Below are 11,598 nucleotides of genomic sequence, written 5' to 3' on the forward strand. Positions count from 1 at the left end.
GTTCAGGCGCCCGCCGCCTGTTCGCGCGGGGGCCGGGCCCCGCGTCCCGCCATCGCCGTGAGCAGGGCCAGGGCCGCCGCCGCGGCCGTGACCCCGTAGCCGTCGGCCGGTGACAGGTGTTCCGCGGACCAGCCGCCCGCCGCCGAGCCCGCGGCGATGCCGGCCAGGAGGGCGGTCACGGCCAGGGTCATGCCCTCGTTGAGGCGGGCGACGGGGGTCAGGCGTTGGACGAGGTTCATGCCGGTGACCATCGTGGGTGCGGTCGCCATGCCCGCCAGGAGGAGCGCGCCCGACAGGGCGAGGAGACCGCCCGTACCCGCCGCGACCAGGGGCAGCACTGCCATCGCGGCCATCGCGGCCAGGCAGCGCCGGAAGCGCGCCGGTGCCGGGCCGCGCGGGCGGAACAGCCCGTACAGCAGGCCGGCCGCGCACGAACCGCCCGCCTGGAGGGCCAGCACCACGCCCGCCGCCGGGCGTTGGCCCAGCGCGTCGGCGTAGCCCACCGTCACCACCTCCAGCGACCCGAAGACCGCGCCGACGCAGACGAACACGGCCAGTACGACCGCCAGGGCGGGGTTGCCCCGCACCGGCGACCGTCCCGATCGCGCCGCCGCGGCCGGCGGCGGCTCGGTGCCGCGCTGGGTCGCGAAGAGCACGACGCCGGTGAGGAACAGGGCCGCGCCGACGAGCGTGCCGGCCTCCGGGAAGACGGCCGTGCACAGGAAGGTCGCGACGACCGGGCCGAGCATGAAGCACAGCTCGTCGGCGGCCTGTTCGAAGGAGTTCGCGGTGTGCAGGGCCGCCGGGTCGTCGCGCAGGACGTGGGACCAGCGGGCGCGGGACATGCCACCTGTGTTGGGCGTCGTCGCGGTCGCGGCGTACGCGGCGAAGAGCGTCCACGCGGGCGCGTTCCAGCGCACGCACAGCACCAGGGCCAGCGAGCCGAGGGCGGCGATCACCGCGGCCGGCACGGCGATCCGGGCCTGGCCGTGCCGGTCCACCAGCCGGGCCGTCCACGGCCCGACGACGGCCGTCGCCGCGAGCCCGGTCGCGGTCACGGCGCCGGCCAGCGCGTACGAGCCGCGCGCGGCGGAGATCATGAGGATCGCACTCACCCCGAACATGCCCATGGGCAGCCGGGCGAGGAGGTTGAAGGCGGTGAAGGCCCGGGTGCCGGGGAGGTCGAAGAGCCGGGCGTACGGGCCGGGCTCGGCGGCGCGCCGGGGCGCGGCGACGAGCGTCGAACCGGCGACGGTGAACAGCGGACGGGGCGAGGACGACGGGGGCATGTCCCCACCCTCGCCGCGCACCGGCCGACCGGTCCAACACCTGATCAGTGGCCATTCACGCATCTGTGTTGTTGACTGCGGGGCGTGCCGCACGACATCGACCCCCGCCTGCTGCGGGCCTTCGCCGCAGTCGCCGACGAACTGCACTTCACCCGGGCCGCCGCGCGACTGTACGTGGCGCAGCAGGCCCTCAGCCGCGACGTCCGGCGCCTGGAACAGCGCGTGGGAGGTGAGCTGTTCGCGCGGACGACCCGCCAGGTGGCCCTCACGGCGGAGGGTGCCCGGCTCCTGCCGTACGCCCGGCGGGTGCTCGCCGCGCACGACGAGCTGGCGGCGGCCTGCGCGCGGGAGGAGCGGCCGCTGCTCGTGGACGTCGGCGCCCCGGTCGGCACCGCCCACCGGGTCCTGACGGCGGCCCGGGACGCCGCCCCCGACCAGGAGCTGGTCGCCCGCTTCCACAGCGGCCTGACCGGCGCGGCGGCCGAGATCCTGGCCGGCCGCCTGGACATCTCCTTCGGCCGCGTCGGCGGTCTCGACCCTGAGGTCCGCGCCCGCCTCGCCCACCGGCCCGTACGGTTCGAGCCGATGGCCGTCCTGCTGCCCGAGGGCCATCGCCTGGCCGCCCTGCCCGAGGTGCCGCTGGGCGCCCTGGCCGGGGAGACCCTCTACGCGGCCGCCGGCAACCCGGCGACGGCGGAGTGGACCGACCTCGCGGAACGGCTCTTCGACGGGCGGGGGATCCGGGTCGCCGAGCCCTTCCCCGAGATCGAGGGCAAGGAGGAATTCGTCCGCGTCGTCCGTAAGCGGGGCTGGTCGGTGCTGGCGAGCGTCGAGTTCATCGACGTACCGGGCATGGTGCTGCGGCCGCTGGTCGACCCGGTACCGCTGTCACCGGTGTCGATGGTCTGGCGCCGGGGGCTCGTCCACCCCGGCCTGGACGCCCTGCGGGACGCCGCACGCCAAGCTGCCGCCGCGCGGGGGTGGTTGGAGCGGCCGCCCGGAGCCTGGCTCCCGCCGGGCGACGAGCCTGCCGGGGCGGGCGATGGGCGACAATCGCGGTCATGAAGATCGACAAGCTGCTGATCCCCGACACCTCGGCCTGCTCGGCGGCGCTGGAGGTGGCGACCGCGTACTGCTCGCCCGCCCTGCTGAACCACTCGACGCGCGCATACCTCTGGGCGGCCGCCCACGCCGCGGCGAACGACATCGCCTTCGACGCGGAACTCCTCTACGTGGCCGCGATGCTCCATGACATAGGACTGGCGAAGGAGTTCGACAGCCACACCGTCTCCTTCGACGAGGCCGGCGGCCATGTCGCGTGGGTCTTCGGCGCGGCCGCCGGCTGGCCGGTGGAGCGCCGCGTGCGGGTCTCCGAGGTGATCGTCCGTCACATGTGGAGCAGCGTGGACGTCGCGGTCGACCCGGAGGGACACCTGCTGGAGTTCTCCACCTCCGTGGACATCTCCGGGCGGGGCGTCGACGCCTTCCCCGCGGACTTCCGCGCCGAGGTGCTGGAGCGGTACCCGCGGCTGGGCCTCGCCGACGAGTTCGTCGCGTGCTTCCGCGACCAGGCGGACCGCAAGCCGCACAGCTCCGCCGCGGCCGCCGTACGCGCCGGGATCGCCGGGCGCGTCGCCGCCAATCCGCTGGACGCGTAGCGACCCGGCGAGGCGGGAGGACCCCGATCGGCGGTGCGGGGGTTCGGACGCGCGTCCGGCGGGGCACGCTGGGGGTGGCGGTATCCCACACAGGGAAACGGGTGACAGGACACATGGCGGCGCCGAAAGCCTCCTACGACCTGCGGTTCGACTCCGGGCGGCTCTGTCTGGACCTGCTGGCCACGGTCGGCGGGCGGCTCAGCGAGGATCCGGTCGAGCGGCTCGACAGCCCTGAGCGGCTGCGGACCTGGCTCGTCGGCGCCGGGGTCGTGCCGCGCGGCACCCCGCTCGACGCGCTGGACGCGGCCTGGCTCGCCCGCTTCCACGCCGCCCGCGATCTCCTGCACCGCGTCGTGCACGCCGAGGTCGGCGGCCGCGCCGCCGACCCCGACCTGGAGCGCGTCAACGCCCTGGCCGCCACCGCGCCGCCCGCCCCGCGGGCCGTACGGGCGGACGACGGCACCCTGGTCCGTACGGTCGCCGCCCCCGACTGCGGCGAGCTCGTCGGCCGGATCGCCCGGGACGCGGTGGAGCTGCTCACGGACCCGGGCGCGCGCGGGCAGCTGCGGCAGTGCGAGGGCGAGACCTGCTCGCTGGTCTACCTGGACACCTCGCGGGGCCGCAGGCGCCGCTGGTGCTCCAGCGAGGTCTGCGGCAACCGCGAGCGGGTGGCCCGCCACCGGCGGCGCGTCATCAACGGCCTGGCCTGACCTCGGGGGTCACTTCGCGATGAAGAGGTAGTCCGCCTCATACGGCACCGCCGCCCTCGGCCGCTCCTGCGGGTCGCAGGCGCCCGCCGGGGCCACGCCGCCGCGCGTGTTGAGGCGGAGGATCTCCACCGTCGACGCGAACAGCCCACCTCCGGTGCCCGACGGGGTGGCCCGGAGGTCGAGCTCGGGGATGTTCCCCTCGCCGTTGGCGACCTTGGAGACCAGCTCGCCGGTGACGGCCGAGCGGTCGGGGGCGATCCACCGCGGGGCGCCACCGGGGCGTACGAAGGAATGGGCGATGCCGCCGCCGAGCGTGGCGCTCACATTGTCCTGGGTGAAGGCGAATGTGCCGTTTTCCTGTCGGGTGCAGGCATAGATCTGGCTGCCTTTCACGACCGACGACCGGAAGCTCTTCATCGCCGTATTCATGTCGAGCGGCGCACTCACCTTGCTGACCTGGCCGCGGACCGCGCCCCCGGGGAATTCGCCGGTGTGGAGATTGAAGTAGAAGCCGACCGGGGCGTTCTTCAGACCGGCGAGCAGCTTCTTGTCCGGGACCTTCACCGTGCCGGTCACGGAGCTTTGTCCGTCCGCCACCGTCCGGGCGAAGAGGGGAACCTTTATCGCGCCGTTCTTCCTGCGCTCGCCCTGGTGGATGTGGGCGGCGGTGGGCGCCGCGATCCCGCGGAAGGCGAACGCGAACGACACCTCGTCGCCCTGGACCCGCAGGAAGGCGATCGCCCGCCCGTCCTTGTCGCCGACCGCCGGCCCACCCGCCGTGGGCACCTCATCGGCACCGTTGAGGCTGCCGGCGAAGAAGACGGCGTCCTGCCGGTTCGGGCCGCTGACCGTGCCCGGCGTACCGGTCCCGTCGTCCCCGCCCGCGTGGGCGGAGTGCGCCGCCTGCCCGCCCGCCCCGCCGTCGGTGCCGCCCGGCACCACCGCGAACGCGATGCCGACGCCGGCCGCCACGGCAGCGGTGGTGGTGGCCAGGACGATGCTCTTGCGGTTCATGACGAACCTCCCCGTACGGAGCCGGCGCTCCCCTGCCCCGGCTTCTCGGGCTGGCATACGGGGCCTTGTCGCGGAGCCCCTCAATCCGTGAATTGAGGGCTGTATCACATGGTTTGCGTTGAACGCCGCGCCCTTTTCGTCCGTACACGGAATTCCTTCCCGGAAAATTGCGCGCCGGTTGAGTGCGCCGGTGCCCGCGTACGTAGAGAAGGGCGAAGGGGGCGCACCCGCCCCGGGAAGAGGTGGATCACTTCCCCGATCACCGACCGTGCTATCGACCCGGGGGAAGGCTTTGCGCAAGGATGCCGTCGTGGCTGACAGGACGAGTCCCGACGAGGAGCTCATGCGGGCGCTCTACGACGAGCACGCCGGCCCGCTCCTCGCCTTCGTGCTCCGGCAGGTGTCGGGCGACCGGCAGCGCGCGGAGGACGTCGTTCAGGAGACGTTGCTGCGCGCCTGGCGCAACGCCGACCGGCTGCGCGGGGCCCCCGGCTCCGTACGGCCCTGGCTGGTGACCGTCGCCCGGCGCATCGTCATCGACGGCCATCGCAGCAGGCAGGCCCGCCCCCGGGAGGTCGACCCGGGGCCGCTGGAGCTGATACCCGCGGCCGACGAGATCGACCGGGCGCTGCGCCTGATGACGATCTCCGACGCCCTGGGCGACCTGACCGAAGCCCATCGAGAGGCGCTGATCGAGACCTATTTCAAAGGACGTACGGTGAGTGAGGCGGCCGAAGTGCTGGGCGTACCGGCGGGGACCGTGCGGTCCCGGGTCTTCTACGCGCTGCGCTCGATGAAGCTCTCGCTCGAAGAACGAGGAGTGACGGCATGAGCCGGCCGGCACCGGACCGACACCACACGGACGTGGGCGCCTACGCGCTCGGCGTCCTCGACGAGGCGGACGCCGTCCGCTTCGAGGAGCACCTCGCCGGCTGCCACCGGTGCGCCGCCGAGCTCGACGACCTGATGGGGCTCACCCCGCTGCTCGCCGAGCTCAAGGAGGCCACGCCGGACCCGGCGGTGCTCACCGCCCGGCCGGGCCCCGGGCTCCTGGACGGCCTGCTCGGCGAGGTCGCCGCCGCCCGCCGGGCGCGCCGCACCCGCCGGCTGGGCCTGGTCGCGGCGGCCGCCGCCCTGATCGTCGCCGGCCCGCTGGTCGGCTCCGCCCTCACCTCGCAGGACCCGCCGCCGAGCCACAGCACGGTCAGCGCGGCCAAGGAGATGTACGAGGAGGGCGAGAAGATCGGCACCGTGGACGCCACCACGAAGGTCGACGCGACCGTCTCGCTCCAGCAGAAGCCGTGGGGCACCCATGTGGCTCTGCGGCTGGGCCATGTGAAAGGCCCGCTGACCTGCGATCTCGTCGCCGTCGGCAAGGACGGCGAGCGGCAGACGGTCACGACCTGGGCCGTGCCGCCCGGGGGCTACGGCATCGACGCGGGCGACAAGGGCGACAAGTGGAACAAGGAGCCGCTGTACACGCACGGCGGCGCCGGGCTGAACCGGAATGACATCTCCCGCTTCGAGGTCCGCACGCTCGACGGCAAGCTGCTGGCGACCGTCAAGGTGTGACGCCGTCCGCTGTCGTGCCGGGTGAGCGGACCCGCCGTCGTGCAGGGTGAGCGGCCTCCGTCCTGACCAAATCCTGACCAAACCCATCATGTCCTGACAGGTGCGCTCAGCACCCTTGTTCGCGTACGGTTGACGGCTGCCCTAGGCACAGCAGAAGGGGGCTTGGGTGGCCGCGCAGAACGCCACGCACGCGCAGGTGGCGACCGGACCGGCGAGGGAACCCGACGGGGTCCGCGACCGCGAGATCGGTACGGAACAACAGCATCTCGACCGGGTGTACCGACGCCTGGAGGAGAAGATCCACGAGGCCGAGTTCCTCATGGACGACGCCGCCAAACGCGGTCAAGTCGGCACACCGGGCGCGCTCGCCGAGCGGGACGCCCAGGTGTTCCGCGCCGGGGTGCACCTCAACCGGCTCAACAGCGAGTTCGAGGACTTCCTCTTCGGCCGCATCGACCTGCTCCTCGGCAAGGACGGCAAGAAGGGCCCGGACGGGGCGTACACCTCCGTCGAGCCCGCCGACGACGCCGTACGCGACGAACGGGCCGAGATCGCCGAGACGCTGCACATCGGCCGCATCGGCGTCCTGGACGCCGACTACTCGCCGCTGGTCATCGACTGGCGGGCGCCCGCCGCCGCGCCGTTCTACCGCTCGACGCCCGTGGCGCCCGGCCGGGTCGTACGCCGCCGCGTCATCCGCTCCAAGGGCCGCAAGGTCCTCGGCGTCGAGGACGACCTGCTGCGCCCGGAGCTGACCGCCACCCTCGACGGCGCGGCCCTGCCCGTCGTCGGCGACGGCGCGCTGATGGCCGCGCTCGGCCAGGCCCGCAGCCACACGATGCGCGACATCGTCTCCTCCATCCAGGCGGAGCAGGACATGGTCATCCGCGCCCCCGCGGCGTCGGTGACCGAGGTCGAGGGCGGCCCCGGCACGGGCAAGACCGCCGTCGCCCTGCACCGCGCGGCCTACCTCCTCTACCAGGACCGCAGGCGCTACGCCGGCGGCATCCTCGTCGTCTCGCCGACCCCGCTGCTCGTCGCCTACACCGAGGGCGTGCTGCCCTCGCTCGGCGAGGAGGGCCAGGTCGCCATCCGCGCGGTCGGCAATCTCGTGGACGGCGCCGAGGCCGATACGTACGACGAGCCCGCCGTCGCCCGTATCAAGGGCTCCTCGCGCATGCTCAAGGTGCTGCGCAAGGCCGTCCAGGGCGCACTCGATTCGGCGACCGCGCCCTCCGGCGGCGCGGGCCGCCGGTCGCACGGCCCCGCCGCCGGCAACGGCGGACAGCTGTCGTTCGACGACGCCCCCGCGCCCGAGCGCGCCCCCGCCACGCCCGACCGGCTGCGCGTGGTCGCCTTCGGCGCCCGCCTGGAGCTCGGCGCGGAGGACCTCAAGCGCATCCGCCACACCGTCCTCGGCGGCACCGCCCCCGTCAATCTGCTGCGGCCGCGCGCCCGCCGCCTGATCCTGGACGCCCTGTGGTCCCGGGCCGGCGGCCCCAAGCGCTACACCGACCCCGAGCTCGCGGCGGAGGCCCGGCAGGCGTTCGACGAGGACATCTCCACCGAGGACGACTTCCTCACCTTCCTCGCCGCCTGGTGGCCCGAGCTCACCCCGCGCGGCGTCCTCGCCGCGATGGCCGACGAGCGCCGGCTCGCCCGCTGGTCGCGCCGGATCCTCAATCCCCGCGAGGTCCGCCTCCTGGCGCGCTCCCTCCGGCGCCTGGACGACCGCGGCCGGGGCCCGTTGTCCGTGCACGACGTGGCGCTGCTGGACGAGCTGGAGACGCTGCTCGGCGCTCCCGCCCAGCCCAAGCGGCCGCGCGAGTACGACCCGCTCGACCAGCTCACCGGGCTGGAGGAGCTGATGCCCCAGCGCACCGAGTCGCGCCGCGAGCGCGCCGAGCGGCTGGAGCGCGAGCGCCGGGACTACGCGCACGTCATCGTCGACGAGGCGCAGGACCTGACGCCCATGCAGTGGCGGATGGTGGGCCGCAGGGGCCGCACCGCCACCTGGACGATCGTCGGCGACCCGGCGCAGTCCTCCTGGTCCGACCCGGACGAGGCCGCGGCGGCCCGCGACGAGGCGCTCGGCGCCCGCCAGCGCCGCCGCTTCCAGCTCACCGTGAACTACCGCAACCCCGCGGAGATCGCCGAGCTGGCCGCCAAGGTGCTGGCGCTGGCCATGCCGGGCATGGAGTCCCCGGCGGCCGTCCGTTCCACCGGCGTCGAGCCGCGGTTCGCGGTCGCGGGCGCCGACCTGGGCGCCTCCGTGCGCGACGAGGCGACGCACCTGCTGGCGGACGTCGACGGCACGGTCGGCGTGGTCGTGCCCATGGAGCGCCGCGCCGAGGCGCGGGGCTGGCTGGCCGGGCTCGGCGACCGGGTCGTGGTGCTGGGCAGCCTGGAGGCGAAGGGCCTGGAGTACGACGCGACGATCGTGGTCACGCCCGCCGAGATCGCGGACGAGTCGCCGGCCGGGCTGCGGGTGCTGTACGTGGCGCTGACGCGGGCGACCCAGCGGTTGACGGTGCTCTCGGGCGGGCGCGACGACCCGGACGGGGACGGCGTGCCGGACCTGCTGCGCGACTGACCGGGCGCCCTTGCTCCGCAAGGGGATCCGGCCGTTCGGGGCCTTCCCGGGGACGAACTTCCGTTACTGGAATGACTTCCCGGAGGGGTTTGTTAGCCTGGGTGTGGCACCGGCTCGATCCAAGCCCCCGGGCCCAACCTTAGTCGCTTCGAGCGACCACTTGCCGCGAGGCGAGCATGGCGGGTCGGTGCCACCCAGACGCTGCGTACGGGCGTCCTTCGCCCCGGAATTCCTCCGGAGGGAAGGGCGCCCGTCGGCGTTTCCTGGAGGGTGCGGGATCCGCATTCCGGAAGCGCGCTTCCGGAATCCGGCCCTGGTTACCCCCTACTCGCGGGTAGGTGCGACCATCGTTCTCCACCCCCTGGGTCACTCCCCACGGGCGTGCAAAGAGTGAAACAAGGGAAAGCAGAGGAAGTCGGCCATGGCAACGGCGCCAAGCGTCTCGTACTCGATGACGGTCCGACTGGAGGTGCCCGCCAGCGGGACCGCGGTCAGCCAGCTCACCACGGCCGTGGAGTCCTCCGGTGGCTCGGTGACCGGCCTGGACGTCACCGCCTCGGGCCACGAGAAGCTGCGGATCGACGTCACCGTCGCCGCCACCTCCACCGCCCACGCGGACGAGATCGTGGAGAAGCTCCGCGGCATCGAGGGCGTATCGCTGGGCAAGGTCTCCGACCGTACGTTCCTGATGCACCTCGGCGGCAAGATCGAGATGGCGTCCAAGCACCCCATCCGCAACCGCGACGACCTCTCGATGATCTACACCCCGGGCGTCGCCCGCGTGTGCATGGCGATCGCCGAGAACCCCGAGGACGCCCGGCGCCTGACCATCAAGCGCAACTCCGTCGCCGTCGTCACCGACGGCTCCGCGGTGCTCGGCCTGGGCAACATCGGCCCCATGGCCGCGCTGCCCGTCATGGAGGGCAAGGCGGCCCTCTTCAAGCGCTTCGCCGGCATCGACGCCTGGCCGATCTGCCTGGACACCCAGGACTCCGACGCCATCGTCGAGATCGTCAAGGCCATCGCCCCCGGCTTCGCGGGCATCAACCTGGAGGACATCTCCGCGCCGCGCTGCTTCGAGATCGAGGCCCGGCTGCGCGAGGCCCTCGACATCCCCGTCTTCCACGACGACCAGCACGGCACCGCCATCGTCGTCCTCGCCGCGCTCACCAACGCGCTGCGCGTGGTCGAGAAGGCCATCGGTGACGTACGGGTCGTCATGTCCGGCGCGGGCGCGGCCGGTACGGCCATCCTGAAGCTGCTGATCGCCGCCGGCGTCAAGCACGCGGTCGTCGCCGACATCCACGGCGTGGTGCACGCCGGCCGCCACGACCTGGTCTCGGCGAGCCCGGATTCGGCGCTGCGCTGGATCGCGGACAACACCAACCCCGAGGGCATCACCGGCACGCTGAAGGAGGCCGTGCACGGCGCCGACGTCTTCATCGGCGTCTCGGCCCCCAACGTCCTGACCGGCGAGGACGTGGCCGGAATGGCCGACGGCGCGATCGTCTTCGCGCTCGCCAACCCCGACCCCGAGGTGGAGCCGGCGATCGCCCGGCAGACCGCCGCCGTGGTCGCCACCGGCCGCTCGGACTTCCCCAACCAGATCAACAACGTGCTGGTCTTCCCGGGTGTCTTCCGCGGCCTGCTGGACGCTCAGTCCCGCACCGTCAACACCGAGATGATGCTGGCCGCCGCGGGCGCCCTGGCGAACGTCGTCGCCGAGGAAGAGCTCAACGCGAACTACATCATCCCCAGCGTCTTCAACGAGAAGGTCGCCGGGGCCGTCGCGGGTGCCGTCCGGGAGGCCGCGAAGGCCGCCGGCGCGGCTGTGACAGGCACCACGACCGTCTGACGACGGCGCGTCGCGGGCCTTCGGGCCCGCGACCTGCCCATAAGGTGACGGGCAGAAATCAGGCCGCGGAAATGCGGCTGTATCCGAGGCTGTGCCGCTTTCCGTGTGACTCTCCAGGGTGCCGGATTGGCTTTCCCGCCACTGGTGGGGGCAGGATGCGTAACCGGGCGCGAGGGTCTGGCAACAGACCCGGGTCCGGGGACTGTCCGAGGGCCCTGGCAGCATCGGCTTCGATCTCACGCCTCAATGGCAAGAAGAACACGGGAGTACAACATGAACCGCAGTGAGCTGGTGGCCGCGCTGGCCGACCGCGCCGAGGTGACCCGCAAGGACGCCGACGCCGTTCTGGCCGCGCTCGCCGAGACCGTCGGCGAGATCGTCGCCAAGGGCGACGAGAAGGTCACCATCCCCGGCTTCCTGACCTTCGAGCGCACCCACCGTGCCGCTCGCACCGCTCGTAACCCGCAGACGGGCGAGCCGATCCAGATCGCTGCCGGTTACAGCGTGAAGGTCTCTGCGGGCTCCAAGCTCAAGGAAGCCGCCAAGGGCAAGTAAGTCCCTTGACAGCGCGAAGGGCGGCCACCCCTCGGGGGTGGCCGCCCTTTTGGCGTCCCTGTACGGGTTGTACGGCCCGTACAGGGCCCTGAAGCCCCTGGGGGCCCCTCGGTACGCGTAAGCGCCTGTACGGGCCTTGAATGGCCCGTACAGGCGCTTACGGCCCGTCAGGGAGAAACAGCCTGTCCGGCGTTTGAGGACCGGGGTCCGGGGCGGAGCCCCGATAACGGCGCGTCAGGACTCGGCGCCGCAGCCGGTCAGGCCTCTACGCCGCCGGGCAGCTCCACGTTCGCCCCCAGCGACTTCAGCTTCGCCATGCTGTGTCTTCCCGGGGGATGACCCCCGGACCCCC

10 protein-coding genes are annotated in these 11,598 nt (G+C 73.1%); 8 read left to right on the forward strand and 2 right to left on the reverse strand.

Annotated features, from left to right (window positions below; genetic code table 11):
- Nucleotides 1-2 precede the first annotated feature (2 nt).
- Nucleotides 3-1,289 carry an MFS transporter gene (locus ACZ303_RS03740; RefSeq protein WP_467334695.1) on the reverse strand — a complete coding sequence of 429 codons (1,287 nt, stop codon included), beginning with the start codon at nucleotides 1,287-1,289 and terminating at the stop codon, nucleotides 3-5.
- A gap of 84 nt (nucleotides 1,290-1,373) precedes the next feature.
- Here ACZ303_RS03740 and ACZ303_RS03745 point away from each other — a divergent pair, with 84 nt between their 5' ends.
- The 3 genes from ACZ303_RS03745 to ACZ303_RS03755 all read left to right on the forward strand — a co-directional run bounded on the left by ACZ303_RS03745 (nucleotide 1,374) and on the right by ACZ303_RS03755 (nucleotide 3,657).
- Nucleotides 1,374-2,354, forward strand: coding sequence for a LysR family transcriptional regulator (locus ACZ303_RS03745; protein ID WP_467334697.1), 981 nt, complete (start codon nucleotides 1,374-1,376; stop codon nucleotides 2,352-2,354).
- Nucleotides 2,351-2,947 (forward strand): HD domain-containing protein, encoded by a 597-nt coding sequence (locus ACZ303_RS03750; protein ID WP_467334699.1) that lies wholly within the window; start codon nucleotides 2,351-2,353, stop codon nucleotides 2,945-2,947. The genes ACZ303_RS03745 and ACZ303_RS03750 overlap by 4 nt, the downstream gene beginning before the upstream one ends.
- Before the next feature lie 113 nt (nucleotides 2,948-3,060).
- Nucleotides 3,061-3,657, forward strand: coding sequence for a CGNR zinc finger domain-containing protein (locus ACZ303_RS03755; protein WP_467334701.1), 597 nt, complete (start codon nucleotides 3,061-3,063; stop codon nucleotides 3,655-3,657).
- 9 nt (nucleotides 3,658-3,666) lie between these two features.
- Here ACZ303_RS03755 and ACZ303_RS03760 read toward each other — a convergent pair whose 3' ends face one another.
- Entirely contained in the window at nucleotides 3,667-4,671 is a 1,005-nt protein-coding gene (locus tag ACZ303_RS03760; RefSeq protein WP_467334702.1) for a CHRD domain-containing protein, read from the reverse strand.
- Between the two features lie 292 nt (nucleotides 4,672-4,963).
- Between ACZ303_RS03760 and ACZ303_RS03765 the strand changes: the two genes are divergently transcribed.
- From ACZ303_RS03765 to ACZ303_RS03785, 5 genes are all read left to right on the forward strand, one after another.
- Entirely contained in the window at nucleotides 4,964-5,503 is a 540-nt protein-coding gene (locus ACZ303_RS03765; RefSeq protein ID WP_467334704.1) for a sigma-70 family RNA polymerase sigma factor, read from the forward strand.
- Nucleotides 5,500-6,243 carry an anti-sigma factor family protein gene (locus tag ACZ303_RS03770; RefSeq protein ID WP_467334706.1) on the forward strand — a complete coding sequence of 248 codons (744 nt, stop codon included), beginning with the start codon at nucleotides 5,500-5,502 and terminating at the stop codon, nucleotides 6,241-6,243. Before ACZ303_RS03765 ends, ACZ303_RS03770 begins: the two co-directional genes overlap by 4 nt.
- Before the next feature lie 166 nt (nucleotides 6,244-6,409).
- Entirely contained in the window at nucleotides 6,410-8,836 is a 2,427-nt protein-coding gene (locus ACZ303_RS03775; protein WP_467334708.1) for a HelD family protein, read from the forward strand.
- A 421-nt stretch (nucleotides 8,837-9,257) separates the two neighbouring features.
- Nucleotides 9,258-10,691, forward strand: coding sequence for an NAD-dependent malic enzyme (locus ACZ303_RS03780; protein WP_467334710.1), 1,434 nt, complete (start codon nucleotides 9,258-9,260; stop codon nucleotides 10,689-10,691).
- Nucleotides 10,692-10,964: 273 nt separating this feature from the next.
- Nucleotides 10,965-11,246, forward strand: a complete 282-nt coding sequence (locus ACZ303_RS03785) for an HU family DNA-binding protein (RefSeq protein ID WP_071961969.1) — start codon at nucleotides 10,965-10,967, stop codon at nucleotides 11,244-11,246.
- The last annotated feature ends 352 nt before the right edge of the window (nucleotides 11,247-11,598 follow it).

The organism is Streptomyces sp. NPDC023527, assembly GCF_055560115.1.

Coding starts and splice junctions, on each gene's coding strand:
- ACZ303_RS03740 (WP_467334695.1), bottom strand. CDS start 1,289: ATGCCCCCGTCGTCCTCGCCCCGTCCGCTGTTCACCGTCGCCGGTTCG.
- ACZ303_RS03750 (WP_467334699.1), top strand. CDS start 2,351: ATGAAGATCGACAAGCTGCTGATCCCCGACACCTCGGCCTGCTCGGCG.
- ACZ303_RS03755 (WP_467334701.1), top strand. CDS start 3,061: ATGGCGGCGCCGAAAGCCTCCTACGACCTGCGGTTCGACTCCGGGCGG.
- ACZ303_RS03760 (WP_467334702.1), bottom strand. CDS start 4,671: ATGAACCGCAAGAGCATCGTCCTGGCCACCACCACCGCTGCCGTGGCG.
- ACZ303_RS03770 (WP_467334706.1), top strand. CDS start 5,500: ATGAGCCGGCCGGCACCGGACCGACACCACACGGACGTGGGCGCCTAC.
- ACZ303_RS03780 (WP_467334710.1), top strand. CDS start 9,258: ATGGCAACGGCGCCAAGCGTCTCGTACTCGATGACGGTCCGACTGGAG.
- ACZ303_RS03785 (WP_071961969.1), top strand. CDS start 10,965: ATGAACCGCAGTGAGCTGGTGGCCGCGCTGGCCGACCGCGCCGAGGTG.